The organism is Spongiactinospora rosea (assembly GCF_003315795.1).
GTDB lineage: Bacteria > Actinomycetota > Actinomycetes > Streptosporangiales > Streptosporangiaceae > Spongiactinospora > Spongiactinospora rosea.
In genome coordinates, this window is record NZ_QMEY01000018.1 from 85,018 (window position 1) to 110,323 (window position 25,306).

General features: G+C 72.5%; 24 protein-coding genes. 10 read left to right on the top strand and 14 right to left on the bottom strand.

Features of this window, described 5'->3' with window-relative positions:
- Window positions 1-8: 8 nt before the first annotated feature.
- The 4 genes from DP939_RS31535 to DP939_RS31550 all read right to left on the bottom strand — a co-directional run bounded on the left by DP939_RS31535 (window position 9) and on the right by DP939_RS31550 (window position 5,093).
- On the bottom strand, window positions 9-587 hold the full coding sequence (locus DP939_RS31535; protein ID WP_199565542.1) for a PadR family transcriptional regulator: 579 nt from the start codon (window positions 585-587) through the stop codon (window positions 9-11).
- Between the two features lie 74 nt (window positions 588-661).
- Window positions 662-2,299: a thiamine pyrophosphate-binding protein gene (locus tag DP939_RS31540; protein ID WP_113984482.1), complete on the bottom strand. Its 1,638-nt coding sequence runs from the start codon at window positions 2,297-2,299 to the stop codon at window positions 662-664.
- Window positions 2,296-3,729 (bottom strand): aldehyde dehydrogenase family protein, encoded by a 1,434-nt coding sequence (locus tag DP939_RS31545; protein ID WP_113984483.1) that lies wholly within the window; start codon window positions 3,727-3,729, stop codon window positions 2,296-2,298. Before DP939_RS31545 ends, DP939_RS31540 begins: the two co-directional genes overlap by 4 nt.
- 131 nt (window positions 3,730-3,860) lie before the next feature.
- Window positions 3,861-5,093, bottom strand: coding sequence for a PucR family transcriptional regulator (locus DP939_RS31550; RefSeq protein ID WP_113984484.1), 1,233 nt, complete (start codon window positions 5,091-5,093; stop codon window positions 3,861-3,863).
- A gap of 233 nt (window positions 5,094-5,326) precedes the next feature.
- On the opposite strand from DP939_RS31550, the gene DP939_RS31555 reads away from it, so the two are divergent.
- The 8 genes from DP939_RS31555 (at window position 5,327) to DP939_RS31590 (ending at window position 14,308) form a co-directional block, all read left to right on the top strand.
- The gene (locus DP939_RS31555; RefSeq protein ID WP_113984485.1) at window positions 5,327-6,241 is read left to right on the top strand and encodes an ABC transporter permease; all 915 of its coding nucleotides are present in this window, start codon (window positions 5,327-5,329) and stop codon (window positions 6,239-6,241) included.
- Entirely contained in the window at window positions 6,238-7,104 is an 867-nt protein-coding gene (locus tag DP939_RS31560; RefSeq protein ID WP_113984486.1) for an ABC transporter permease, read from the top strand. The genes DP939_RS31555 and DP939_RS31560 overlap by 4 nt, the downstream gene beginning before the upstream one ends.
- Window positions 7,101-8,183 carry an ABC transporter ATP-binding protein gene (locus tag DP939_RS31565; RefSeq protein ID WP_113984487.1) on the top strand — a complete coding sequence of 361 codons (1,083 nt, stop codon included), beginning with the start codon at window positions 7,101-7,103 and terminating at the stop codon, window positions 8,181-8,183. Before DP939_RS31560 ends, DP939_RS31565 begins: the two co-directional genes overlap by 4 nt.
- On the top strand, window positions 8,183-8,971 hold the full coding sequence (locus tag DP939_RS31570) for an enoyl-CoA hydratase/isomerase family protein (protein WP_113984488.1): 789 nt from the start codon (window positions 8,183-8,185) through the stop codon (window positions 8,969-8,971). The genes DP939_RS31565 and DP939_RS31570 overlap by 1 nt, the downstream gene beginning before the upstream one ends.
- Complete coding sequence (locus tag DP939_RS31575) at window positions 8,971-11,109, top strand: acetate--CoA ligase family protein (protein WP_113984489.1); 2,139 nt, start codon at window positions 8,971-8,973, stop codon at window positions 11,107-11,109. Before DP939_RS31570 ends, DP939_RS31575 begins: the two co-directional genes overlap by 1 nt.
- Window positions 11,109-12,269, top strand: a complete 1,161-nt coding sequence (locus tag DP939_RS31580; RefSeq protein WP_113984490.1) for an acyl-CoA dehydrogenase family protein — start codon at window positions 11,109-11,111, stop codon at window positions 12,267-12,269. Before DP939_RS31575 ends, DP939_RS31580 begins: the two co-directional genes overlap by 1 nt.
- A gap of 64 nt (window positions 12,270-12,333) precedes the next feature.
- Window positions 12,334-13,467 carry an ABC transporter substrate-binding protein gene (locus DP939_RS31585; protein WP_158578790.1) on the top strand — a complete coding sequence of 378 codons (1,134 nt, stop codon included), beginning with the start codon at window positions 12,334-12,336 and terminating at the stop codon, window positions 13,465-13,467.
- A gap of 34 nt (window positions 13,468-13,501) precedes the next feature.
- Window positions 13,502-14,308, top strand: coding sequence for an SDR family oxidoreductase (locus DP939_RS31590; RefSeq protein WP_199565543.1), 807 nt, complete (start codon window positions 13,502-13,504; stop codon window positions 14,306-14,308).
- A 15-nt stretch (window positions 14,309-14,323) separates the two neighbouring features.
- Here the strand turns inward: DP939_RS31590 and DP939_RS31595 are convergent, their stop codons facing one another.
- From DP939_RS31595 to DP939_RS31605, 3 genes are read right to left on the bottom strand one after another with little or no spacing between them, the layout of a single operon-like run.
- Window positions 14,324-14,887 (bottom strand): carboxymuconolactone decarboxylase family protein, encoded by a 564-nt coding sequence (locus DP939_RS31595; RefSeq protein WP_158578792.1) that lies wholly within the window; start codon window positions 14,885-14,887, stop codon window positions 14,324-14,326.
- 4 nt (window positions 14,888-14,891) lie between these two features.
- Window positions 14,892-15,776, bottom strand: a complete 885-nt coding sequence (locus DP939_RS31600) for an MBL fold metallo-hydrolase (RefSeq protein ID WP_113984494.1) — start codon at window positions 15,774-15,776, stop codon at window positions 14,892-14,894.
- 10 nt (window positions 15,777-15,786) lie between these two features.
- Complete coding sequence (locus DP939_RS31605) at window positions 15,787-16,488, bottom strand: hypothetical protein (protein ID WP_147268212.1); 702 nt, start codon at window positions 16,486-16,488, stop codon at window positions 15,787-15,789.
- 169 nt (window positions 16,489-16,657) lie between these two features.
- Between DP939_RS31605 and DP939_RS31610 the strand changes: the two genes are divergently transcribed.
- On the top strand, window positions 16,658-18,079 hold the full coding sequence (locus DP939_RS31610) for a WGR domain-containing protein (protein ID WP_113984496.1): 1,422 nt from the start codon (window positions 16,658-16,660) through the stop codon (window positions 18,077-18,079).
- Here DP939_RS31610 and DP939_RS31615 read toward each other — a convergent pair.
- From DP939_RS31615 to DP939_RS31635, 5 genes are all read right to left on the bottom strand, one after another.
- The gene (locus tag DP939_RS31615) at window positions 18,063-18,896 is read right to left on the bottom strand and encodes an ABC transporter ATP-binding protein (RefSeq protein WP_113984497.1); all 834 of its coding nucleotides are present in this window, start codon (window positions 18,894-18,896) and stop codon (window positions 18,063-18,065) included. The genes DP939_RS31610 and DP939_RS31615 overlap by 17 nt on opposite strands.
- Window positions 18,893-19,927: a FecCD family ABC transporter permease gene (locus DP939_RS31620; RefSeq protein WP_113984498.1), complete on the bottom strand. Its 1,035-nt coding sequence runs from the start codon at window positions 19,925-19,927 to the stop codon at window positions 18,893-18,895. The genes DP939_RS31615 and DP939_RS31620 overlap by 4 nt, the downstream gene beginning before the upstream one ends.
- Window positions 19,924-20,967, bottom strand: a complete 1,044-nt coding sequence (locus DP939_RS31625) for a FecCD family ABC transporter permease (RefSeq protein WP_113984499.1) — start codon at window positions 20,965-20,967, stop codon at window positions 19,924-19,926. The genes DP939_RS31620 and DP939_RS31625 overlap by 4 nt, the downstream gene beginning before the upstream one ends.
- Window positions 20,964-22,010 carry an iron-siderophore ABC transporter substrate-binding protein gene (locus tag DP939_RS31630; RefSeq protein ID WP_113984566.1) on the bottom strand — a complete coding sequence of 349 codons (1,047 nt, stop codon included), beginning with the start codon at window positions 22,008-22,010 and terminating at the stop codon, window positions 20,964-20,966. Before DP939_RS31630 ends, DP939_RS31625 begins: the two co-directional genes overlap by 4 nt.
- 205 nt (window positions 22,011-22,215) lie before the next feature.
- Window positions 22,216-22,998, bottom strand: coding sequence for a helix-turn-helix transcriptional regulator (locus tag DP939_RS31635; RefSeq protein ID WP_225878619.1), 783 nt, complete (start codon window positions 22,996-22,998; stop codon window positions 22,216-22,218).
- Between the two features lie 30 nt (window positions 22,999-23,028).
- On the opposite strand from DP939_RS31635, the gene DP939_RS31640 reads away from it, so the two are divergent.
- Window positions 23,029-23,655 (top strand): MSMEG_1061 family FMN-dependent PPOX-type flavoprotein, encoded by a 627-nt coding sequence (locus DP939_RS31640; RefSeq protein ID WP_113984500.1) that lies wholly within the window; start codon window positions 23,029-23,031, stop codon window positions 23,653-23,655.
- A 3-nt stretch (window positions 23,656-23,658) separates the two neighbouring features.
- Here DP939_RS31640 and DP939_RS31645 read toward each other — a convergent pair whose 3' ends face one another.
- Both DP939_RS31645 and DP939_RS31650 read right to left on the bottom strand, forming a co-directional pair.
- On the bottom strand, window positions 23,659-24,180 hold the full coding sequence (locus DP939_RS31645) for a DinB family protein (protein ID WP_113984501.1): 522 nt from the start codon (window positions 24,178-24,180) through the stop codon (window positions 23,659-23,661).
- 2 nt (window positions 24,181-24,182) lie between these two features.
- Window positions 24,183-25,217, bottom strand: coding sequence for an alpha/beta hydrolase-fold protein (locus tag DP939_RS31650; protein ID WP_225878620.1), 1,035 nt, complete (start codon window positions 25,215-25,217; stop codon window positions 24,183-24,185).
- Window positions 25,218-25,306 lie beyond the last annotated feature (89 nt).

A 25,306-nucleotide genomic window follows, 5' to 3' on the forward strand; every position in this document is an offset into this window, starting at 1 on the left:
GCCCGTGCTCAGTCGGTCAGGGCCTCCGCGAGGTCGCCCATCCGGGCGCGGGCCGCCGTCAGCCCGCCCGAAAGCACGTCGCTCCAGAACGCCAGCGAGGCCAGCTCCACCCGCACCCCGAGGACCAGTGGCGCGAGCCGTTGTTCCAGGTCGGGGATGCCGCCCAGCCGGTCCATCGTGCGCTTGAACTCGGCGAGCCTGCCCCGATGGAACGCGACCCGGGCCTCGGCCAGCCGCCGTACCGTCGACTCGTCGCCCAGCTCGCTGAAGAACAGCTTCAGCTCGGCCTCGTCGCGGATCTGGTAGACGTCGGCCTCCGGCTCGCGCAACCACTCGCGCAGCGCCTCGCGGCCCTTGTCGGTCAGCGAGTACGTCCGCCTGCGGCGTCCGCCGCTCTCCGTCGTCTCCGCGAGCAGGCCCGCGTCGGCCAGCCTGCGCGGCTCGCCGTACAACTGGCTGTGCGGGAACGGCCAGAAATATCCGATCGACCGGTCGGCGGCCCGTTTCAGCTGGTAGGAGGAACTCGGGCCGCGCAGCCCGATCAGTCCCAGCACCAGGTACGAGCTGGACGTCAGGTTGATGGACACCTGCCAGAACGTACCATCCGTTTCGGACGGTCACAATGGGCCTCCTCGGGGACGGGAATGGGGAGAATCAGTCGTCAGCTCAGCAGTTGCTGCGCGCCCGCCGCGCCGCGCATCGGGGCGAGCGCGGTCAGGTCCACGTCGATCACGTACGGCCCGGCCGACTCGACCGAACGGGCGAACGCGCGCTCGAACCCGGCCACGTCGGCGACCCGCTCGCCGGGCACCCGCATCGCGGCGGCCAGCGCGGCGAAGTCGGGGGTGTGCAGGTCCACGTCGTTGCGCGCGCCCTCGAAGGTGGCCGACTGCACCTCGCGCAGCACGCCGTACCCGCCGTCGTTGAACACGCAGATCGTCAGCGGCGCACCGGCCTGCGCCACGGCGGCCAGTTCGCCGATGGACAGCATGATCCCGCCGTCGCCGTGGATCACCACGCCGCGCTCGCCGCTGCCGAGCACCGCGCCGAGCGCGAGCGGCAGGCCGGGGCCGATGGCGGCGGACGTGGGGTTGAGCGAGGTCCGGGGGGTGAGGACGGGCAGCAGCCGGTCGCCCCAGCGGTAGGCGGGGACGGTCGCGTCGCGGACCACGACGCCGCCGCGCGGCAGCAGCCTGCGGATGGACTCCATGATCGCCCGATGGTCGGGGCCGATGGCGTCCAGCGCGGTCTCGCGGGCCCGGGTCGCGGCCTCGGCCGCCCGCGCGGTCCACTTGCGCTCGCCGTGCGGCTCGGCGTCCGCGAGCAGCGCGCGCAGCGTCTCGCGGGCGTCGCCGTGCAGGGTGACCGCCGGGGGATAGGTACGCCCGAACGCGCTCGCCTCGGCGTCGGCGTGGATCAGCCGGGAGGTCAGGCGGAGCCGCCACTGGTCGGTCTGGTACATCTGGAAGCGGGTGCCGACCGCGAGGACGACGTCGGCGTCCTCGATGATGTCGCGCAGCGGCGGTACGGCGACCAGCGCGCCCAGGCACAGCGGGTGATCCTCGGGCAGCGCCCCCCGGCCCTGCACCGAGGTGACGACGGGCACGTCCAGAAGCTCGGCCAGGCGGCGCAGCTCCGGCCACGCCTCGGCGGCCAGCACGCCGCCGCCCGCCCAGATCAGCGGCCGTTCGGCGGAGGCGAGCAGGTCGGCCGCCGCGCGCACCCGATCTTCCGGCGGCGTGGCGCGCACGATGGGGTCGGGCGGGCGGACCGTCACGCCGGTCCGGGCGTACTGGAGGTCCACCGGGATCTCCACGGCGGCCGGCTGCGCGGGCGCCGAGCACGCCGTACGACCGGCCGCGATCACCGCCTCGGCCACGTCCTCCACCCGGCGCGGCGACCAGGTCTCCCTGGTGAGGGTGCGCAGCATCGCCCGCTGGGCGTCGGCCTCGTGCAGGTAGCCCCGGCGCTGGCCGTAGAAGCGGGTCTCGATCTGCCCGGTGATCAGCAGCACCCGCGAGCCCGCGAACGACGCCTCGAACAGCCCGCCCATCGCGTTGGCGGTGCCCGGCCCGGTGGAGGCGAGCGCCACGCCGAGCCCGCCGGTCACCCGGGAGTAGCCGTCGGCGGCGTGCACCGCGGCCTGCTCGTGCCGGACGTTGACGACCCTGATCCCGCCGTCGCGGCTGATCGCGTCCAGGATCGGCAGGTTGTGGATGCTGGCCACGGCGAAGACGTGCGTGACGCCGAGCGCGCGCAGTGCCTCGCAGACCAGGTCGCCCCCGGTGCGCTCGCTCATCGGGCCGCTCCCTCACGCCGCTGGACGGACTTCAGCTCGGTGAACTCGGCGATGCCGTGCGCGCCCAGCTCCCGCCCGTGCCCGGACTGCTTGTACCCGCCGAAGGGGGCCAGCCCGTTGAACGGCGCTCCGTTCACCGCCACGCTGCCCGCCTCCAGCCGCGCGGCCACCGCCAGCGCGTGCTCCTCGTCGGCCGACCACACGGCGGCGGCCAGGCCGTAGTCGGTGCCGTTGGCGATGTCCACGGCGTCGGTCTCGTCCACGTACGGGATGACGGCCAGCAGCGGCCCGAACACCTCCTGCCGGGCCAGCGGGATGCGCGGATCGGTGACCGTGAACGCCGCCGGTCCGGCGAAGAAGCCGGTGCGCGGCAGCTCGCTCTGCGGATGCGCCCAGATCGTCCTGGCCCCGTCAACGGGCGCGCGTTCCAGGTGGTCGTTGACCCGCTGCTGCTGCCCGGCGCTGGCCAGCGGGCCGACGTCGGCATCCGGGTCGTGCGGCATGCCCACGCGGTAGCCCGCCATCGCCTCGGCGACCAGCGTCTCGGCCTCGGCCAGTTTCTGGAAGGGGACCAGCAGGCGGGTCAGGGCGGTGCAGGTCTGCCCGGAGTTGATCATCACGGTGCGGACGCTGCCCGCCACGGCGGCGGCGAGGTCGCCGTCCGGCAGCACGACCGACGCGGACTTGCCGCCGAGTTCCAGCGCCACCCGCTTGACGCCGGGGGCGGCCAGCTTGGCGACCCGGCGTCCGGCCCTGGTGGAGCCGGTCAGCGACACCATCGCGGTGCCAGGGTGGCCGACCAGGTACTCGCCGACGTTCATGCCGTTGCCCAGCACCAGGTTGAACGCCCCGGCGGGCGCGCCCGCCGCGTGGATCGCCTCGGCCAGCACGAACGCGTCCAGCGGGGTGATCTCACTCGGCTTCAGCACCACCGGGCACCCGGCGGCCAGCGCCGGGCCGACCTTGGCCACGGTCTGGAGCAGCGGGAAGTTCCACGGGGTGATCGCGGCCACCACGCCGACCGGCTCCCGGAAGACGGTGGAGTGCCCGATCCGCGAGGTGAACTCGACCTCCGGCAGGGCGGCGGCCGTGTTGCGCAGCGTGGCCACGGCGGTCCGCACCTGGTAGCCCTCGCAGTGCTTGCGCGGCATGCCCATCTCCCTGGAGATCAGCCCGGCCAGGTCGGCGGCCCGGTGCTCCAGCTCGTCGGCGATCCGCGTGAGCAGCGCGGCCCGCGCCGCGGGCTCCATCGAGCGCAGCGCGGGCCGGGCCGCGGTCGCGGCGTCCACGGCCGCGTCCACGTCCTCGGCGGCCGATTCCCTGACGGTCGCGACGCAGTGACCGGTGCTGGGGTCCAGGACGGCGATGACGTCCTCGCCCCTGCTCTCGGTCCAGCGTCCGCCGATGTACGTGTCCGCACGGTGGTCCATGTACGCTCCGCTCACGTCCTGGCGATCGGCTCGAAGCCTAAGCCGATTCCGCGCGGACCTGATGAGGGTGGGAGACCAAAGAATCGGCGGGCGGCTTATGGCCCCATCACAGCCGGATCACGAACGCCGCGTCAACCGAACAGGCGGGCGCGCAGGTCCGTGCGGCCCTCCTCCTGGTCGCGGCGCATCTCCACCGCGTCGTAGGCCATCAGCGCCACCCCGAGGTCCCCGATGTCGGCGATCCGGCGCATGTCCCGGCCGGTCAGCGTGGCGATCTGGCGCAGCCGGTAGGCCACGGTGTTGGGGTGGACGACCAGCTCTTCCGCGGTCCGCTGGAGCGCCATGTCACACGCGATGTAGGCGCGCAGGGTGTCCAGCAGGTGCGGCTTCTCGGTCAGCGCGCCGATGCGGGTGTCGATGATCCGCCGCGACACCCAGCGGTTGTGCGCGAGCAGCACTTCCAGGATGACGTCGGTGCACTTGGTCACCTGGCCGCGCTGCCCCCGGTACATGCCGATCTCCAGTGCCGACAGGGCCTGGCGGCAACTGTGCCCGGAGGCGGCCAGCGACTCCCCGGGCTCGCCGGAGGACACGAACAGTGACCGGCCCAGGTCGTCTTCGAGCATCCGGGTGAGGAGTTCGACGATGCCGGGGCCCTCCCGGTTGGTCGGCACCAGGGCGAGCAGCAGGCCGTTGCGGTCGCGGATCAGCGCCTCGCGGCGCGGGTCGTGCCGGCCGAGCACCTCCAGGAAGCGCCGGCGCACCCGGGCCCACTGCTGCGGGCTGGGCAGCGGCTCGTGGCAGGCGGCCACCGCGCGGAACGGCTGGTGCGGGTTGATGTTGAGCACCCTGGCGTGGTTGTTGACCGTGCTGGCGTCCATCGGCGGCCCGGCGACCAGGCAGCTCAGCAGGTCGGTGCCGACCCGCGAATGCCAGCTCGACAGCTCGCCGTAGGTGGTGCTGAAGGACTCCAGCTCGTGCGTGCACAGCTCGTCGAACAGCTCGGCGATGGCGGCGAGGGCGCTCCTGACCTCGTCCCGGCCGATCGACGGATCGGCGAGCAGGTGGTCGGTGATGACGCGTTCGAGCGAGCGCAGCCACTCCACGGCCTCGGCGACGGACTTGCCCTGCAGCGCGACCCGCGCGCCGCGCCCGATGTGGACGTCGTCGTCGAACCGCTCGCCGGTCAGCGCCACGGCGCAGTGCCCGACGATCCGTACGGCGGTCTCGAAGGTCTCCATCGGCGCCTGCCGGTCGGCCGAATCGGCGGCGGAGACATACTGACGGACGAACTCGTTGGCGATGTGAGTAGAGGCGGCCTTCAGACGGGAGGCCACGGCGGTCAGGGCGGCTGATGTTGGCATTTCACTCTCCAGACCCCAGACCGCGACGAATATCACGCCTGTCACACAGCGTCAAGGTTCGCTACGTTGGCGGGGACTGTGTGAGCGACACATGGGGGCCCGGACACCTTTGTGACCGGGTCCTCATGACACCGCACGCGCAGTGAACGTTGACTGTCCCCACTGCCAATCCCCGTCAACCAACCTCGAAATCAACGCCCCGACCGACGACCCCACGGGAGGGAAGGTGAGCGATGGCGACGCGCTCGACGGCGACGCTACGACCGCCGCCCGGTGATGACGAGGGCGAAGGACCCGCCGTGCCCGGCGAACGTCCCCGCCCCTTCCTGCGACGACCGCGGTTCGCCACGGTGGCGCTGGCACTGCCGGTGGCCTTCATGGTCCTGGTGTACGCCTACCCGGTCGGCGCCATGCTGCTCAAGAGCGTCACCGAGCCGGAGTTCGGCTTCGGCAACTTCGGCCGGGCGGTGTCGGACGCCACCACCTGGCACGCGCTCGGCGTGACCGTCCGGATGTCGGCCGAGGTCGCCGTGCTGACGGTGCTTCTCGGCTTCCCCGTGGCGTACGTGCTCGCCCGGGTGACCGCCAGGGCGGCGCGCATCCTGTCGGTGCTGGTGGTGATCCCGTTCTGGACGAGCGTCCTGGTCCGGTCCTTCGCCTGGATCGTGCTGCTGGGCGACGGCGGCGTGGTGCCGCGGCTGCTGTCGCCGTTCACCGGCGACACCGCGGGCCTGCTGTACTCCGAGGCCGCCGTGGTCATCGCCCTCACGCACATCCTGCTGCCCTTCCCGATCCTGATCATCAAGGGCACGCTCGACCAGATCGACGACTCCCTCGTACGGGCCGCCCGCACCCTCGGCGCGGGCCCGGTGCGCGCGTTCCTGCGCGTCTACCTGCCGCTGGCGTTCCCCGCGATCGTCAGCAGCGGCATGCTCGTGTTCGTCATCGGCCTGGGCTTCTACGTGACGCCCGCGCTGGTCGGCGGACCCAAGGAGAGCACGATCGCGGTCGTCATCGCGCAGAGCGTCCAGGTGACCTTCGACTGGGGGCTCGCGGCGGCGCTCGCCACCATGCTGCTGGTCGTCGCGGTGGCGCTCACCGTGATCGTCAGGAGGCTCACCAAGGTGAAGGGGCTGGTGTCGCTGTGACCGCCACCGCCCGCGACCGGGTCATCGAACGCAAGATCCGCACCCGGCCCGACCGGCTGCCCGCCGGTCCGCTGGAACGGGTGCTGCGCTGGACGCTGCGCGTCGTGGTCGCGCTGGTGTTCGCGTTCCTGGTCATCCCGATCCTGATCGTGGTGATCGAGTCCTTCAACAGCGTGGACTACCTGACCTTCCCGCTGGAGGGCTGGTCGCTGGTCCACTACGAGCGCTTCTTCAGCGACCCCGCGTGGATCGACGCCACCCTGCAGAGCGCCAAGATCGCGGTGCTCGCGGCGGTCATCGCGACCGTCGTCGGCACGTTCGGCGCGTGGGGCATGGCCCGCACCCCCGGGCGCGGCGCCGGGTTCGCCTTCGCGCTGATGTACTCGCCGATCGTCGTCCCGATCATCGTGCTGGCGATGGGCTTCTACTTCGTCTTCGCCGACCTGCGGCTGGTGGGCGACTGGGTGGCCATCTCGGTGGCGTACTCGGTGATGGGCGTGCCGTACGTCCTGACCTCGGTGTCCAGCGCGCTCCAGCAGCTCGACCCGGAACTGGAGAACGCCGCCCGCACGCTCGGCGCGCGGATGCGGCAGACGCTGGCGCGGATCACCCTGCCGCAGCTCACCTCGGCCATCTCGGCGGGCGCGCTGTTCGCCTTCGTCATCGCCTTCGACGAGGCGGTGATCATCCTGTTCGTGGCCGGAAGCGACTCGGTGACGCTCGCGCGCAGGCTGTGGGACAGCGTCCGCTACGACCTGACGCCCACACTCGCGGTGGCGGGGACCGTGCTCATCGTCGTCTGTGTCGGCCTGTTCCTGATCACCGAGCTGATCAAGGCCCTGCGGGAAAGGAGGCGTTCGTGACCGACCAGGTCGTCTTCGCCGGCATCTGCAAGCGGTACGGGACGTTCTCGGCCGTCCGCGACCTCAACCTCGGCATCAAGGAGGGCGAGTTCCTGACCCTGCTCGGTCCCAGCGGGTCGGGCAAGACCACCACGCTGCGGATGCTCGCCGGCCTGGAGGCCGCGACCTCGGGGGACATCCTGCTCGCCGGTCGCCGGGTCACCGACGAGGTGCCGGAGAAGCGCAACATCGGGCTGGTGTTCCAGAACTACGCGCTGTTCCCGCACATGACCGTGGGCCAAAACGTCGCCTTCCCGCTCCAGATGCGGCGCAGGAAGCGGCCCGACATCGCCCGCGAGGTCGATCGGGTGCTGGAGATGACGCAGCTCGGGCCGTACAAGGACCGCTACCCCCGGCAGCTCTCCGGCGGCCAGCAACAGCGCGTCGCGCTGGCCCGCGCGTTCGTGTTCGACCCGAGCGTGCTGCTGATGGACGAACCGCTCGGCGCGCTGGACCGCAACCTGCGCGACCACATGCGCCTGGAACTCAAGTCGCTGCAAGAACGCATCGGCGCGACCGTCATGTACGTCACCCACGACCAGGACGAGGCCCTGGCCCTGTCCGACCGCATCGGCGTCATGCACCAGGGCGTGCTCCAGCAGACCGCGCCCCCCGGCGAGATCTACGAACGCCCGGTCAATTCCTTCGTCGCCAAGTTCCTCGGCCAGTCGGTGTGCCTGCCCGCCAAGCGGCTGGAGCGCGGCAAGCGGAGCGTGCTGTCGGTCGAGGGGCTGGACGGGCGCATCCTGGTGGACGCCGAGAACGACACCTGCCCGGACGCCACGGGCGACTTCATGATCCGGCCGGAGCGGTTCACGCTGGCCGCCGAACGGCCCGACACCGCCGACGTCAACGCGATCAGGTGCAAGGTCGAGACCGCCGTCTACCTCGGCGCGCAGGTCGAGGTCCACCTGCGGGCGGGCGCGGGCGCCCAGGTGCAGGTCGCCGTGCCCGCCGCCAACGCGGGCGACCTCGCGGCGGGCTCCGGGCACTGGCTCACCTTCCGCCCGTCCGACGGCCTTTACCTGAGAGGTGTGTAGTGGAGATCAGCGGGCTGAACAGCCTGACCTGGCGGATGGACGGCGCGGTCGGGGTGCTCACCCTGAACAAGCCGGAACGGCTGAACGCCATCGCCAACCGGGACATCGACGAACTCGACCGGGTGGTCATGCTGGCCGGTCGCGACCCCGGCGTACGGGCCATGGTGATCACCGGCGCCGGGCGCGGGTTCTGCTCGGGGGCCGACGTCAAGGAGTGGCACGCCCGTTCCGACCGCGACGAGGAGTCCTGGCCGGCCAAGATGCACCGGGTCATCACCCGGCTGTACTGGCTGCCCAAGCCGGTCATCGCGGCGGTCAACGGCGTCGCCGTGGGCGGCGGCTGCGACCTCGCGCTCACCGCCGACATGCGGTTCGCCTCGACCACCGCGCGGTTCGGCGAGGTGTACGCCCAGCGCGGCATCTGCCCCGACGCGGGCGGCTCCTACCTGCTGCCGCGCCTGGTCGGCGAGGCCAGGGCCGCCGAGCTGATCTACACCGGCCGGATCGTGGACGCCGCCGAGGCGCTGCGGATCGGCCTGGTCAGCGAGGTCGTCGAGCCGGAGGCGCTGCTGGACCGGGCGATGGAGCAGGCGCGGATCTTCGCCGCCGGGCCGACCATCGCGATCGGCGAGGCCAAGCTGAACATCCGCAGGGGCCACTCCATCGGCATCGAGGAGGCGCTGCGGGGTGAACTGCGGGCTGGTCACCGCTGCGCGCAGACCGAGGACATGGCCGAAGGACTCAAGGCGGCGATCGACAAGCGCGCGCCCGTCTTCGTGGGGCGCTGATGGACGGGCACCGGCTCGACCGCCTGTTCCGCCCCGCCAGCGTCGCCGTCGTCGGCGCGTCGCCCAAGGGCGGGTACGGCCTGCGCACGCTGCGCAACACCCGCGCGCTCGGTTTCGAGGGCCGCCTGTACGTCGTGCACCCCACCCACCGCGAGGTGGACGGCGTGCCCGCGTACCCGTCGCTGGCCGACCTGCCCGAGGCCCCCGACGCGGTGGCCGCCGCCGTCCCCGCGCACGCCGTGCCCGGGGTGGTGGCCGAGGCCGCCGAACTGGGCGCGGGCGGCATGGTCGTGTACGCCGCCGGGTTCGCCGAGCAGGACGCCGCGGGCCGCGCCCGGCAGGCCGAGATCACCGCCGCCGCCGCGGACCGGCTGCCGCTGATCGGCCCCAACTGCCTGGGCCTGGCCAGCTACCGGGGCCGGGCCGCGCTGTGGGGCATCGAGATGCCCTACGGGCACGTAGGGTCGGGTGGTCCAGCGGGGGGCACGGTCGCGCTCGCCGCGCAGAGCGGCAACATGGCGCTGACCACGATGCTGTCCGGCCGGCTGCCCGCCGTCGCCTACGGCGTCTCGCTGGGCAACCAGGCCGTGCTGGGCCTCGCCGACTGCCTGGACTACTTCGTCACCGACCCCGGCGTGCGGGTCGTCGGCCTGGTCATGGAGGGCCTGGCCGACCTGGCCCGGTTCCGGCGGCTGGCCGAACGCGCCGCCGAGCGCGACGTGGCCGTGGTGGCGCTGAAGGTCGGCCGGTCGGCCAGGGGCGAGGCCGCGGCCATCGCGCACACGGGCACGCTGGCCGGGAGCGACGCCGCCTACGACGCGCTGTTCCGGCAGACCGGCGTCCACCGGGTGGACGACCTCGACGAGATGATCGCGCTGTGCTCGCTGCTGGCCGCGCCCAAGCGCCCGCGCGGCGGCGGGCTCGCCGTGTACGCCAGCTCCGGCGGGGAGTGCGGCCTGGTCGCCGACCTCGCCGAGGCCACCGGCGTCGAACTCGCCGAGCTGGACGAGCCCACCGAGGCCGCGCTCGCCGCGGTGCTGCCGGACTACGCCAAGATCGCCAACCCGCTGGACCTGACCGCCTCCTCCTGGGGCAACAGGGACGTCTACCGGGCCGCCGCGCGGGCGATGGGCCGGTGTCCCGGCGTCGGCGCGGTCGCCTTCACGGGCGACTCCCCGACGTACGCCGACCCGCTGGACGAGGTGGGCTGGCCGGAGATGGTCGGCGGCGCGGCCGAGGCCGCCGCCGGGCTGAACGTGCCGGTCGCGCTGGTCACCACCACCACCGACATCGTGCCCGGCCTGGTCACCATGGCCCACGAGGAGGGGGTGGTGGTGCTGGCCGGGGTGCGGCCCGCGCTGCGGGCGTTCGCGCTGGCGGCCGAGCGCGGCCCCGTCGTACCGGTGGCCGACCCAGGGCCGTCCGGCGTCCGGCCGCAGGCCCGTGACCTGCTCGCCCTCGCCGGGGACGAGCCGACCGAGACCGACGCCAAGGGCCTGCTCGGCGCGTACGGCGTGGCCGTCCCGGCCGGCGACGTGGCCGCGGACGCCGAGACCGCCGTGCGGATCGCCCGGCGCGTCGGGTACCCGGTGGTGGCCAAGCTCCAGGCCCCCGGCCTGGCGCACAAGTCCGACATCGGCGGCGTCGCGGTCGGCCTGGCCGACGACGCGGCCGTGCGTGACGCCTACGACCGCCTGGTCAAGGCCGGGATCGACGCGGGCGGGCCCGGCACGCCGCCGACCGTGCGGGTCGAGCGGATGGCCGGACCCGGCGTGGAGCTGATCGTCGGCGGGCGCAACGACCGGGCGGGCTCGCTCGTCGTCATCGGCGCGGGCGGCGTGCTCACCGAACTCGTCGCCGACGCCGCCTGTCTGCTCTGGCCGTTCGGCCCGGACGACGTGCGCGCCGCGCTCGCCGGGCTGCGCGTCGCCCCGCTGCTGAACGGCTACCGGGGCGGCCCGCCCGCCGACGTGGCGGCGCTCGCCGACGTCGTCGTACGCGTCGGACGGCTGCTCGCCGACCTGCCCGAGATCGGCGAGATCGACATCAACCCGCTGCTGTGCCGGCCGGAGGGCGAGGGCTGCCTCGCGCTGGACGCGCTGATCGTGCGCGCCGCCGGGAAAGGACCACGGACCTGATGGACTTCACCATTCCCGACGACCTCGCCGAGTTCCGCAAGGTCGTGCGCCGGTTCGTCGACAACGAGCTGCTGCCGTACGAGGATCATGTGGAGGAGCACGACGGCCTGCCCGAGGAGGTCGAACGGAGCATCAAGAAGAAGGCCGTGGAGATCGGCCTCAACGCGATCGGGATGCCCGAGGAGGTCGGCGGGGCCGGGCTCGACGTACTCGGTCAGGTGCTCGTCACCGAGGAGCTGTTCCGCGCCCTCGGCGGCCTGGCCGAGGTCGTACCGACCGCGCCCTCCATCCTGCTGGCCTGCGACGACGCCCAGCGCGAGCGGTTCCTGCTGCCGTGCGTGACCGGCGACAAGCAGTGGTGCTTCGCGCTGACCGAGCCGGACACCGGCTCCGACGCCGCCGGGATCAAGACCCGCGCCGAGCGGAGGGACGGCTCGTGGGTGATCAACGGCCGCAAGCGGTTCATCAGCCACGGCGACTCGGCCGACTTCGCGATCGTCTTCGCGGTCACCCACCCCGACCGGGAGAAGGACCGGATCACCGCGTTCCTGGTCGAACGGGGTACCCCCGGCTTCGCGGTCGGCCAGACGCACAAGACGATGGGCCACCGCGGCTACCGGCAGGCGGAACTGGTCTTCGACGACTGCGTGGTACCGGCGGAGAACGTGCTCGGCGAGCCCGGCCACGGGTTCGACATCGCGCACGGCGGGCTCAGCTCCGGCCGGGTGATGACCGCCGCCCGCTGCCTGGGCCCGATGGCCCGGCTCATCGACGAGGGTGTGGAGTGGGCCAAGCAGCGCGTGCAGTTCGGCCGTCCGATCGCCGACTACCAGGCCATCCAGTTCATGCTGGCGGACTGCGCGACCGACCTCCAGGCCGCACGGATGCTCACCTACAGCGCGGCCTGGGCCGCCGACCAGGGGGAGGCCGCCAAGATCGTCAGCGCCAAGGCGTCCGTCGCCAAGCTGTTCGCCAGCGAGGCCCTCGGGCGGGTCGCCGACCGGGTGCTCCAGATCTTCGGCGGCACCGGCTACATGAACGAGACGTACGTCGAGCGCGCCTACCGCAACGCCAGAATCGAGCGCATCTGGGAGGGCACCTCCGAGATCCAGCGCATCATCATCGCCCGCAACCTGCTCAAGAGAGGCATGTTCGCCTGACCTCTCCCTCCGGGCCCGCACCGGCCCGCCGCTTCTCCCCCCTTGCATGAAAGACGGTTTCGCCATGCCCAGCTCACACCACGATCACCGCCGGGAACTCCTGTCGCGGCGCGGCCTGCTCGGCCGCGGCGCCCTGCTGGCCGGGGGCCTCGCCGCCGTCCCCCTGCTCAACGCCTGCGGCTCCGGCGGCTCGGGCGGCTCCGGTTCCGGCTCCGGCGGTTCGGGGGGCGGCGGAGGCGGGCGGCTGGTCGTCGCCGACTGGGGCGGCGCGCTCCAGGACGCCGAGAAGAAGTACATCTTCGACCCGTTCAGCAAGGAGACCGGGATCGAGGTCGCCATCGCCGGGCCGCCCACCGGGGCCAAGATCAAGGCCATGGTGGACACCGGGAACATCGAGTGGGACCTGATCGCCGGCGGCCCGTCCATCGTGCTGCCGCTCGGCCGCGACTACTTCGAGCCGCTGCCCGACCGGCTGCTGAACATCCCGGGCATCGACCCGTCCTACGCGGACAAGAACTGGCTGACGTACTACCTGTTCTCCATCGTCATGGCCTGGAACACCGAGGCGATGAAGGGCGCCAAGCCCGAGGGCTGGGCCGACTTCTGGGACGTCCAGAAGTTCCCCGGCAAGCGCACGCTGCGCGGAGCGGACCAGGGCGTGCCGCCGGACCTGGAGTTCGCCCTGCTCAGCGCGGGCGTCGCGCCCGACAAGCTGTACCCGGTGGACGTCGAGAAGGCGTTCGCCCAGCTCGGCGCGCTCAAGCCGAACGTGCCGCAGTGGTGGACCTCCGGTGCGCAGCCCGGTCAGATGCTGGTCAGCGGGCAGGTCTCCGCCTCCAGCATCTTCGCGGGCCGGCTGGACGCGCTGAAGAAGCAGGGCGCGCCGCTGGACTTCACCTGGAACGGCGGCATGCTCCAGCTCGGCGCGTGGTCGGTGCCGAAGGGCGCGCGCAACAAGGAGGCCGCGTTCAAGCTCATCGAGTACTCGGTCCGGCCGGAGGTCCAGGCCGCCGTGTGGAGCAAGTACAACAACGGACCGGCCAACTCCAAGGCCCTGGAACTCATGGACAAGGAGTGGGCGAGCACCCTGCCCTCCCACCCGGCCAACGCCGAGATGCAGTTCCTGTACGGCGCCGACTGGTGGAGCAAGAACCGCAACGAGGTGCTGAAGCGGTTCCAGACGTTCGCCGCCACCTGATCGCCTCATTCACAACCACTACCGGGGAGCAACGTTGGAATCTTTGACAGGCCGCGCCTATCTGGTCACCGGCGGCGGAACCGGCATCGGCGCGGCCGTCGCGCTCCGGCTGGCCGAGCTGGGCGCGTCGGTCACAGTGCTCGGCAGGCGTAAAGAGCCGCTGGACGAGCTGGTCGCCAAGGTCGAGAGCGCGGGCGGAGCGGCGCTGGCGCACCCGGCCGACGTACGCGACCCCGCGGCCGTCGAGGCGGCGGTGGAGGCCGCCGAGGCCCGGTTCGGCCGGGTGGACGGCCTGGTCAACAATGCCGCGGGCAACTTCGTCGCCCCCGCAGAGAACCTGTCCGCCAACGGCTGGCGGGCGGTGGTGGACATCGTGCTGAACGGCGCCTTCAACTGCACGTCGGCCGTGGCCAGGCGGCTGATCAGGGACGGACGGCCGGGCGCGGTCGTCAACGTGGTGGCCACCTACGCCTGGACCGGCCACCCCGGCACCGTGCACAGCGCCGCCGCCAAGGCCGGGGTCGTCTCGATGACCAAGACGCTGGCGGTCGAGTGGGCCAGGTACGGCATCCGGCTGAACTGCATCGCGCCCGGCCCCACCGAGACCGACGGGGCGGGCGCGGCGCTGTGGGCCTCGCCGGAGGAACGCGAGCGGGTGCTGTCCTCGGTGCCGATGCGGCGCTTCGCCAGCACCACGGAGGTCGCCGGGCTGACCGCGCTGCTGCTCAGCGACCGCACGTCGTACGTGACGGGCACGGTGCTGACCGCCGACGGCGGGCAGTCCCTCGGCGGCCAGATCTACGGGACCCCGGTCGAGGAGCTGGCCAAGGCCCGCCGCTGACCCTTTGCGACCGCTTCAGGACGCGGGCCGCTCCGGGAAACCGGGGCGGTCCGGGTCCAGCGGCACCCCGGCCGAGTTGAGCGTGACGGCGACCGTCCAGTACCGGCCGATCACCGCGATCAGGTCGATGAGCTGCGCGGTGTCGTAGGTTTCCGCCAGGACGGCCCAGGTCGGGCCGGATACGCGCGCGTCGGCGCGCAGCTCGTCCGCCGCGCGCAGCAGCGCGGCCTCGAACGGCGTCCAGCCGGGGGCGTCCGGGCCCTCGGTGACGCGGCGGATCTCCTCCGCCGACAGCCCGGCCCGCTCGCCGAACAGCGTGTGCTGGCCGAAGGCGTATTCAGAGCCGCACAGCCACGTCACCCGCAGGATCGCCAGCTCGCGCTCCCTGGGCGGCAGCGTGGAATCCCCCAGCAGGTACTCCTGCAACGGGCGCTGCGCCTTCATCAGGCCCGGGTTGTGCGCCCACATGCGCGACACGCCCGCCGTGCCCGCGCGGGCGGCGTCGCCGAACAGCTCGCGTTCCAGCCGGTGGTAGTCCTCCACCGGCACCGGCTCGATGCGCACCTCGTCGGCTCCCATCGCGCTAACCCGCCTGGTCCTCGTCGCGGCGCACGGTCGCCCGCACCCCGCCATCGGCCTGGCGGGAGACCCCGACCACGGTCAGGATCGGGAAGTGCGGCGCGAGCAGCGCCGCGTTCCGCTCGGCCGCCAGGGCGGCGACCATTTCGCGGCTCTCCACGGACCGGGGCGGGTCGTAGTCGATCACCGGCAGCCAGCCGGGGTGCTCCAGGTGGGCCGGGTGGTGGGCGAGGTCGCCGACGATGACCGCCGCCGCGTCGCCGTCCGCGACCAGCACGACGACGTGTCCGGGCGTGTGGCCGTGCGCGGGCAGCACGGTGACCGCGTCCGACAGCGGCAGCTCGCCGCCGAACGTGCGCAGCAGGCCCGCCTCCGCCACGGCCTCGATCCGCTTGCGCACCGCCGGGACCATCGAGTGGTTCGCCGGGATCGCGGCGACCTCCTCGCCGGTCCAGTAGGCGATCTCGCGCTCGTGCACGTGGACCTCGGCGCGGGGGAAGGTGGGCGTGCCCGCGTCGTCCTTGATCAGCCAGCCGCAGTGGTCGGCGTGCAGGTGGGTCTGGACGATCCGGTCCACGTCGCCGGGCCGCACGCCCAGGTCGGCGAGCCGGTCCAGCATCCCGCCCGCGGCCGCGAGCCCGGCCACCTCGTGCGCGCGGTGTCCCCACCCGGCGTCCACGAGCGTCACCGATCCGTCGCCGGTCACCAGGAACGCGCCGAAGTTCACCCGGAACGGGTGGTCCGGGTCGTTGACGCCGGTGGCGGGCATCCACTCCTCGGGCGGCACGCCGTTGAACCACGTACGCCGCGGTGCCTCCACCACACCATCGCTGACCTGCGAGATCCGCATCCGTCCGACCTCGATGGTGGCCGATGTCCGAAACCGCACGTGTGCTCCCCTACTTCGTGATCCGGTCGTACTTGACGCGCCAGCTGACGGTCCGGCCCTCCCACGCGGGCGGGCCGGGCGTCAGCGAGACCGTGCCCGGCGCGGGCACCGGCGGCGCGGCCTCGGCCTCGTACAGGGCCAGGTACGCCGGGCAGCCCGGCTCCGGGTGCCGGAACTCCCGCCACCGCTCGAACCGCGAGCCCCGGTCGTAGCCGAACGCCGCGATGATCTCCGGCAGGTGGACGCGGGTGTAGAAGTCGTCGAAGTCCGCGATCTCCTGCTCGCCCGACTCCGCCGCCGGGTCGATGCCGATCAGCGCCACCCGCCCGGCGGAGACGTCCCGGCCGGTCCAGGCCGTGCGCTGCCAGATCAGCCGCCACACCGGCTCCATCCGCCGCCACGGCGACGGCCCCGGCGGGTACACCGGCCGCTCCTCCTTCGGCCCGGTGATCCGCTCGGTGAACCGCCGCGCGGCCTCCTCGCCGTCCAGGCCGTACACGGCCAGCCAGCGCGGCCACGGCCCCGGCGGCGGATCGACCTGCGCCAGCTCGTACCGCTCGGCGCACACGAACCCGGGGTTCCTGGCCATGACATCGCCGAGGTGGGCGTCGTAGAAATCGTTGAAGGCGGCCATCTCGTGGGGCGGCTCGTCCGGGGGCGTGTTGATCCCGACGGCGTACACGAACGGGCAACTCCACGGCGAAAGCGTCATGGCGCGGCCGTCACCCCCATCAGCGAGGTACATCTATCAAAAAGCACCATACATTTCGGACGGTTGGCGCGCACCCCCACCCCTCCCGGAAACGACCCGATTCTGTCGCCGCGGTCCTCTACGCTCCGGAGCAATCGATCAAGCGCGGCGAATCTGGAGAAGCGCGGACATGACCTACCTTGAGTTGTCCGAGGACGGCGGCGGGGCGCACAAGTTCTACGAGGTGACCGTGGCGGGCACCCAGGTCACGATCAGCTACGGGCGGATCGGTGAGGTCGGGCAGACCAAGGTCACCTCCTTCCCCACGCAGGCCAAGGCCGAGGCCGCGGCGGCCAAGAAGATCGCCGAGAAGACCCGCAAGGGCTACGCCGCGGCCGTGCGCGGGATGCGGGTGCGCCGGGCCGTCACCCGCCGGGCCATCGCCAGCACCCGCTCCACCGCCCGGCAGGCCCCCGTCCTGTGGCGCTTCCGCAGCGGCGACGCCGCGTTCGGCATCTTCGTCGACGACGAGCGCTGCTGGGTCGGCAACCAGCGCGGCGACGTCTACACCCTCACCCACCAAGGCGACGTGACCGGCCGGTTCCGGCTGCCCGACGGCGTCAAGTGCATCGTCGCCGACGACTTCTGGATCTACGCCGGATGCGACGACGGCCGGGTCTACGACCTGAGCGGCAAGGTGCCGAGGTCCGCCTACGAGATCTCCGCCGACGTGGACATCTACTGGCTGGACATCCACGACGGCGTGCTCGGCGTCTCCGACCAGGACGGGCGGATCACCGCGATCGACTACGAGGACGAGTTCCAGTGGGCCCGCACGGGGTCGGGCTCGTCGGGCTGGATGGTCCGCTGCGACCAGGACGCCGTCTACCACGGCCACTCCGGCGGCGTCGCCCGCTACGACACCGCGGACGGCACGCTCGTATGGGAGAACACCCAGGCCGACGGCGTGCTGTTCGGCTGGCAGGAGTCGGATTCGGTGTACGCGGGCACGACCCGGCGTACCGTCCACCGGCTGGCCAAGGGCGACGGCCGGGTGGAGGCGGTCTACCGCTGCGACGGTCCGGTCTACTCCTGCGCCACCTCGCCCGGCGGGCGGTACGTCTTCGCGGGCGACAACCAGTCCTCGGTCTACTGCTTCACCGCGGCGGGCAAGCGGTTGTGGAAGCTCGGCACCGGCTGCGGCTCGGCCTTCTCCATGCAGTTCCTGGACGACCGCCTCTACATCGTCACCACCGACGGCTCGCTGGCCTGCATCGACGCCAGTGAGGCGGCCATCGCCGCGGCCGAGCAGGGCACCGTTCCGCAGCCGGTGGACGTCAAGGCCGCGGCCACTTTGCAGGTGGTCGAGCCGTCCACCGTGCTGGAGGTGGTGGACGAGCCCGGCGACACCGGCGACGGCGTGGTGGTGGAGTGCGTACGGGAGGGCGAGCGGCTGCGCGTCCGCGTGGTCAGCCCCGGCTACGAGACCTGGAACGTGCAGTTCCCCAAGGACGTCCGCGAGGCCGGCGCCCGCTACCTCGTAGACGGCGTGCGCTCGGCCGGCCGCGGCGGCTTCTACCGCGCCTACGGCGACATCAGGCGCCTCCGCTGACCGCCGGGGCCGTTCGGGCCAGCACGTTGTGGCGGCCGATGGGGAGCATGAGGGGGCGGCCGGAGACGGGGTCGTCGATGATGCGGCTGTCCAGGCCGAAGACCGTGCGGACACACTCCTCGGTGAGCACGTCGGCGGGTGTGCCGCAGGAGTGCAGCCTGCCCGAGGCCAGGGCGATGAGGTGGTCGGCGTAGCGGGCGGCGAGGTTGAGGTCGTGCAGGACCATCACGATGGTGGTGCCGCGGGTGTGGTTCAGGTCGGTGAGCAGGTCCAGTACCTCGACCTGGTGGCAGGCGTCCAGGAAGGTGGTCGGCTCGTCCAGCAGCAACAGGTCGGTCTGCTGGGCCAGCGCCATGGCGATCCAGACCCGCTGACGCTGGCCGCCGGACAACTCGTCCACCGCCCGGTCGGCGAGGTCGGCGGTCTGCGTGGCGGTCAGGGCGGCGGCCACCGCCCGGTCGTCCCGCTCGGTCCAGCGGGAGAACATCCCCTGGTGCGGGTGGCGGCCCCGGCCGACCAGGTCGAGCACGGTGATGCCCTCCGGCGCGACCGGCGACTGCGGCAGCAGGCCGAGCGTCCTGGCCAGTTGCCTGGCGGGGGTACGGTGCACCTCCTTGCCGTCCAGTACGACGCGGCCCGCGCGCGGCGTGAGCAGCCGGGACAGCGAGCGCAGCAGCGTCGACTTGCCGCAGGCGTTCGCGCCGACGATGACCGTGATCCGGCCGGGCGGCACGACCAGGTCGAGGGAGTCGATGACGACCCGGTCGGCATAGCCGAGCGCCAGGCCCTCGGCGGTCAGGGAGTGGGACGTGGTCATGGCGAGCCTCCGGCACGGTGGGTGCGGACGATCAGGTAGACGAGGTACGGCGCGCCGAGCACGCCGGTGACGACGCCGACCGGGAAGCGGGTGTCGAACGCGAACTGCCCGGCGAAGTCGGCCACCAGCACCAGCAGCGCGCCGACCAGCCCGGACGGTACGAGCGGCGAGCCGCCCACGCCGGTCAGCCGGGCCGCGATGGGCCCGGAAAGGAACGCCACGAACGCGATCGGCCCACTGGCCGCCGTGGCGAACGCGATCAGGCCGACGGCGGCGACGATCACCACGATCCGGGTGCGTTCGACGCGCACCCCGAGGGCCGAGGCGGTGTCGTCGCCGAGCCGCAGCGCGGTCAGGTCGCGTCCCCGGGCCAGCAGCACCGGCGCGAGTACGGCGGTGGCGATGACGGCGGGCAGCACCTCCGCCCAGGTCGTGCCGTTCAGGCTGCCGGTCAGCCAGCGGGTGGCCTCCTGGAGGTCCCATTCGGCGGCCCGGGACAGCACGTACGCGGTGACGCTGTCCATGATCGCGGCGATCCCGATGCCGATCAGGATCAGCCGGGTCCCGGCGACGCCGTCCCGGAACGCCAGGACGTACACCAGCAGCGCCACCGCCAGCGCGCATGCGATGGCCAGGACGGATACCTCGGCCCCGCCCAGGGACAGCGACACGATCGCGATGGCCGCCGCGGCGCTCGCGCCCGAGCTGATGCCGATGATGTCCGGGCTGGCCAGCGGGTTGCGGAGCATCGTCTGGAAGGTGACGCCCGCCATGCCGAACCCGAAGCCCGCGACCACCGCCAGCACCGCGCGCGGCAGCCGGAGCCGCCCGACCGTGAAGGTCGCGCCCGGCACCCGCTCGCCGAGGATGACACCGATCACGTCGCCGGGCGGGTAGAACGTCTGCCCGGCCATCAGGGTCAGCGCGAAGGCGGCGGCGACGAGTACCGCGAGCGTGGCGACGACCAGGCGGCGGTGCGCGGCACGCCGTCGCCGTCCCCGGACCACCGACTCCAGTACGGTCGCGCTCACAGGTCACGCACCTTCTGGCGGCGGACGATGTAGATGAAGAACGGGGCGCCGATCAGCGCCGTCACGATGCCGACCTCGACGTCGGCCGGGCGGGCCACCATGCGCCCGACGACGTCGGCGGCGGTGAGCAGCCCGGCCCCGATGAGCGCGGAGAACGGCAGCAGCCAGCGGTGGTCCACGCCGACCAGCAGCCGGCACGCGTGCGGGACGATGAGCCCGACGAAGGCGATCGGCCCGGCGGCGGCCGTCGCGGCGCCGCACAGCACCACGGCCCCGAGGGCGGCCGTGGCCCGGATGACGGCGACGCGTTCGCCCAGCCCGGCCGCGACCTCATCGCCCAGCGCCAGCGAGTTCAGCGCCCGCGCCGACAGCAGGCAGATCGCGAAGCCGACCGCCAGGAACGGCAGGACGTGCCCGATGCGCTCGTACGACGCGCCGCCGACCCCGCCGATCTGCCAGAGCCGGAAGCCGCCCGCGATGTCGTTGCGGGGCAGTACCACGGCGCTGACCAGCGACGCGAAGGCCGCCGAGGTGGCGGCCCCGGCCAGCGCCAGCTTGAGCGGGGTCGCGCCGCCGCGCCCGAGGGACCCGACGGTGTAGACGAACACGGCGGCGGCCCCGGCTCCGGTCATCGCCACCCAGACGTACCCGGTCGGCGAGGTCAGCCCGAAGAACGCCACGGCGGTGGCGACGGCGAGCGACGCGCCCATGTTGACGCCCAGGATCCCGGGGTCGGCCAGCGGGTTGCGGGTCACGCCCTGCATCACGCCCCCGGCCAGGCCGAGCGCCGCGCCGATGAGCACGGCGAGCAGCGTGCGCGGAATGCGCTTGGTGACCGCGGCCTGTTCCAGCGAGCCGTCCGCGCCGCCGAGCGCGGCCAGTACGTCGGACCAGGTGGTGCCGCGCGAGCCCAGCGCGACCGAGGCCACCATGATCACGGCCAGTGCCGCGAGCACCGCCACCGACCACAGCAGCCGCACACGCGCCGGACGCCGCGACCGCGCGGCGTCCGGCAGGTGGTCTGTGCCGACCGCCGTCACTTGACCTTGTCCGCGGCCTCGGCCAGCGCCTTGGCGTAGTCGTCGAGCACCCAGGAGATCGACAGCGGCGTCGGGTTCGCGGCGGTGCCGAGCGGCTTGGTGCCGTCCAGCAGGTACACCGAGCCGCGCTTGATCGCCGGGATCTTCGACAGCAGCGGGTCGCCGCGCAGCTTGCCGAGCAGTTCACCCTTCGCGTCGCCGTACCCGGTGATGATGTCCACGTCGTCGAACACGTCGATCTGCTCCGCGCTGCGGGTCAGCGCGAACTTCTCGGTGCCCTTGGACGCCTCGGCGATGCTGCCGGGGGTCGTCATGCCCAGGTCCTCGAAGAACAGCGTGCGGGTGTCGTGCGTGGTGTAGAAGCCGATCTCACTCACGTCGTTGGGGTCCACATGGGTCATGAACATCACCGACTTGCCCTTGAGCTGAGGGTACTTCGCGGCGACCCGGGCGATGTCGCCCTCGATGCCGCCGATCAGCTTCTCGCTCTCCGCGGCCAGGCCGATGGCCTTGCCGTTGAGGCGGATGATCTCGCGCCAGGGGGTCGCCCAGGCGGCCTTGGGGTAGGCGACCACGGGGGCGATGTCGCTGAGGGTGTCGTAGTCCTGCTTGGTCAGGCCCGAGTAGGCGGCCAGGATGACGTCGGGCTTGGTGTCGGCGACGGCCTCGAAGTCGATGCCGTCGGTCTCGTCGAACAGCACCGGTTTGGGCGCCTTCAGCTCTTCCAGCCGTTTTTCCACCCAGGGCAGCAGGCCGTCGCCGTCATCGTCGCCGAAGTTCGCGGCGGCCATGCCGACCGGGGCGACGCCGAGGGCGAGCGGCACCTCGTGGTTGGCCCAGTTGACGGTGGCCACGCGTACCGGCTTGGCGGGGATGGTGGCCTGTCCGAGCGCGTGGTCGATGGTCATGGGGAAGGCGCTGCCGGTGCTTGCGCCCGGTTTCGCGGCCTCGGCGTTCGGCTGCGGCGCGCCGCCGCAGCCCGCGATGCCCAGCAGGACGGCGGCGGTCGCCACGAGGGCGCGCAGGCGGTGTCGAGGCTTCAATCCGTACTCCACTTTCGATGTCGGGCCAGCCAGGTTAGGTAAGGCTTGCCTTCGCTGGCACCTTAGGAGAAGTGGGCGGCTTGTCACAATCGTCCGTTTGGGACAGGGGTTGTAGCGATCCGGACATCGGGGCCGGGCTTCAGGGGGTCCGGAACGCCCCCAGGGCCGGGCTTCAGCGGGTCCGAAAGGCCCCCAGGGCCGGGCTTCAACGCGTGCGGAAGGCCCCCGGGGTCAGTCCGGTCGTACGCCGAAAGGCCGCGCCGAACGCGCTCGCCGAGCGGTACCCGACCTCCTCGGCCACCGCCTCCAGCGCGCGGCCCTGGGCGAGCAGCCCGACCGCGTGCTGCGCCCGCGCCGCCGCCACCCAGCGGGCGAAACTCGTGCCGGTCTCGGCGTTGAAGGCGCGGCTGATCGTCCGGACGCTCACGCCCAGGCGGGCGGCCCAGTCCGCGAGCGTCCGAGGGTCGCTCGGATCGTCCCGGACCGTCTCGGCGATCGGGCGCAGCAGGCCGGACGTCGGCATCCGCAGCAGCAGCTCGCGCGGGGAGGGGGTGAGCACATCGAGCACCATCGCCTCGGTCAGCGCCCGCGAGGCGGCCGGAAGCTCGGCGTCGGCGAGCCGTTCCAGCAGCAGCCGCAGCAGCGGCGTGATCTCCACGCCGACGGGCGTGGCGGAGATCGAGGTCGTGGTGTCGTACCCGAAGAAGCCCGCCCGGCACCGGGTGCCCGCGACCGCCGAGCCGGAGTGCAGCGTGCCCGCGGGCATCCACAGGCCCAGCGCGGACGTGACCGTCCAGACCCGCGAACCGACCACGGCGGTGGACGCGCCGCGCTCGTTCCAGAGGAGTTCGTGCCACGGGTGGGAGTGCGCGGTCCAGGTGATGTCGTGGTCGAAGGTCTCGCCCCAGCCGAGGATGGGATGCGGCATCTCCGCCGGACCGGCCGCGACCACGGGCAGCGTGCGGGTCTCCCTCGTTACGTATTCCACAGAGGTTAGCCTTACCTTATATTCGGGAGGATGGACCCTGAGATCCGCACGGTCACCACCGAGGCCGAGCTTCGGAAGATCGTGAAAGAGCCGCCGCAGTCCCTCTGGGACAAGGACATCGCCCGGATCGACGAGCACGCGCGCACCCTCATCGCGCACTCGCCGCTCGTGCTGCTGGCCACCTCCGGCGCAGGCGGCACCTGTGACGTCTCGCCCAAGGGCGACCCCGCGGGTTCGGTGCTCGTGCTGGACGAGCATCGCCTGGTGCTCGCCGACCGGCCCGGCAACCACCGGGTGGACGGCCTCCGCAACGTGCTGCACAACCCGCAGGTCGGGCTGCTGTTCATCGTGCCGGGGATGAACGAGACGCTGCGGGTGAACGGGCGCGCCACGATCGTGTCGGACGCGCCGTTCTTCGACGCCCTGACGGTCCGCGGCAAGCGCCCGCGGCTGGCGCTCCTGATCGACGTCGAAGAGCTGTACATGCACTGCGCCAAGGCGTTCCTGCGGGCGGCGCTGTGGGAGCCGGGCACCTGGCCGGACCGCAAGAGCCTGCCCTCGCTCGGACGGATCGTCAAGGACCAGATGGGCCTCAAGGTCGCGGCCAAGGTGATCGACGCCGGGCTCGCCCTGGACGCCCGGACCAACCGGTACTGATCGCTACCAGCCGCGCTCGCCGTCCAGGAGTTCGCGCAGTACGTCCGCCTGCCCGGCGTGCCGGCTGGTGTCCATCGTCACGTGGACCATCGCCCAGCGCAGCGTGTAGTCCCCGGTGGTCTGCGCGCCGGTGTCGTCCAGGTCGAGGGCCTGGACGACCTCGTCGCTCGCCCGGCAGGCGGCGCGGTAGCGGGCGAGCAGGCCGTCGAGGTCGTCGTCGTCCGCGACCCGCCAGTCGCCGTCCGGGTCGTCAGGGCCGAACGGCACCGGATGCTCCCGGCCGCCCAGCACGCCGCCGAACCAGTCGTGCTCGACGGTGACCAGGTGGGTCAGCAGGCCGCCCACCGTGGTCGCCGACGGCACCAGCCTGGCCCGCAACCGCGCTTCGGAGAGGCCGGTCGCCTTCGCCTCGACCGTCGCCCTGGCGAAGCGCAGCCAGGCCCACAGCATGTCCTTCTCGCCGAGCCGGTGCGCGGGGATGCGGCGCGCCTCCGTGTGCGCCGCGACCGGAACGTGGTGGGCCACCGCTACGCCATCCGCTCGCAGAGCCAGGCCAGTGCGAGCGGGTAGCGGTACTCGATGCCGCCGTGGCCCCCGTCGAACAGCTCGAAATGGATGCGCTCGTCCGGTACGCCCGCCGTGGCGAGCGCCCGCCGGAACGCGGTGGCGCCGAAGTCCAGGAAGTACTCGTCCTTGTCGCCCGCGTCGATCCAGATCGCCCGCAGCGAGCGCAGCGCCTCCGCGTACACCGGGCGGCCCGCCATCACCACCGGGTCCCAGGCCAGCCAGCGCTCCCAGACCTCCGGGTCCAGCGCGCCGGTGTCGTCGAAGGGGACGCGCACGGTGCCGTCCTCGTCCGCGGAGTACGCCGAGGCGTAGGCGTAGACCTCCATGAGTTCGAGATCGCCCGGTTTCGTGCCGGGAATCCGGGTGCGGAAGTCGGCCAGGAAGCGTTCGTAGGATCCGTCGTACCGGTCGCGCAGCAGCCGGGCGCGCCAGGTCAGCTCATGCCGGTAGCCGACGTCGAACAGCGCGTCGCCCGCGTGGGTGGCGAGCGCGCCGAACAGGTCCGGGCGCAGCATCGGTGTGATCATCGCGACGTAGCCGCCGGTGCTCTTGCCCGCCAGCGCCCGGTGATCGCGATCGGCCAGGGTGCGGTAGCGGGCGTCCACCCACGGCACGATCTCGTCGCACAGGTAGGAGTGGTACCGGCCGGTCGCGGGGGAGTTGAGGAACTGGCCGCCGCCGTACGCGGTCCACCCGTCGGCGAAGACGACGATGGCGGGGGGCGTCCCGCCGCGCGCGAACAGCGCGTCGACCAGCTCCGGGTGCGGGGTGCGGAACGGCGTACGGTTGAACCACATCCCGCCATGGCCGCTGTAGCCCGGCGTCACGTAGATCACCGGATAGCGGCGGGCCCGGTCCTCGTCGTACCCGGGCGGCAGGTACACCAGCAGCGGCCGCTCGTGCGGATCGCCGAGCGGGTTGCCGCGCAGCAGTTCGCTGTCGATCACGGCATGCTCGAAACGCCCGGCGAGATCGGCGGACCAGGGCAGCATCATCTCTCTCCTCGCTTGGTCGGCAGGGACTCTAGGCGGGAGAGGGGCCGGTACGGGTGCCGCGCGGCTCCTTGGCGACGTTCCGTCAGCGG

Excerpts from the sequence above, each read along its gene's own strand:
- DP939_RS31540 (WP_113984482.1), bottom strand. The coding sequence starts at position 2,299 with ATGAGCGAGCGCACCGGGGGCGACCTGGTCTGCGAGGCACTGCGCGCG.
- DP939_RS31545 (WP_113984483.1), bottom strand. The coding sequence starts at position 3,729 with ATGGACCACCGTGCGGACACGTACATCGGCGGACGCTGGACCGAGAGC.
- DP939_RS31550 (WP_113984484.1), bottom strand. The coding sequence starts at position 5,093 with ATGCCAACATCAGCCGCCCTGACCGCCGTGGCCTCCCGTCTGAAGGCC.
- DP939_RS31555 (WP_113984485.1), top strand. The coding sequence starts at position 5,327 with ATGGCGACGCGCTCGACGGCGACGCTACGACCGCCGCCCGGTGATGAC.
- DP939_RS31575 (WP_113984489.1), top strand. The coding sequence starts at position 8,971 with ATGGACGGGCACCGGCTCGACCGCCTGTTCCGCCCCGCCAGCGTCGCC.
- DP939_RS31580 (WP_113984490.1), top strand. The coding sequence starts at position 11,109 with ATGGACTTCACCATTCCCGACGACCTCGCCGAGTTCCGCAAGGTCGTG.
- DP939_RS31585 (WP_158578790.1), top strand. The coding sequence starts at position 12,334 with ATGCCCAGCTCACACCACGATCACCGCCGGGAACTCCTGTCGCGGCGC.
- DP939_RS31595 (WP_158578792.1), bottom strand. The coding sequence starts at position 14,887 with ATGGGAGCCGACGAGGTGCGCATCGAGCCGGTGCCGGTGGAGGACTAC.
- DP939_RS31605 (WP_147268212.1), bottom strand. The coding sequence starts at position 16,488 with ATGACGCTTTCGCCGTGGAGTTGCCCGTTCGTGTACGCCGTCGGGATC.
- DP939_RS31610 (WP_113984496.1), top strand. The coding sequence starts at position 16,658 with ATGACCTACCTTGAGTTGTCCGAGGACGGCGGCGGGGCGCACAAGTTC.
- DP939_RS31615 (WP_113984497.1), bottom strand. The coding sequence starts at position 18,896 with ATGACCACGTCCCACTCCCTGACCGCCGAGGGCCTGGCGCTCGGCTAT.
- DP939_RS31640 (WP_113984500.1), top strand. The coding sequence starts at position 23,029 with ATGGACCCTGAGATCCGCACGGTCACCACCGAGGCCGAGCTTCGGAAG.
- DP939_RS31650 (WP_225878620.1), bottom strand. The coding sequence starts at position 25,217 with ATGATGCTGCCCTGGTCCGCCGATCTCGCCGGGCGTTTCGAGCATGCC.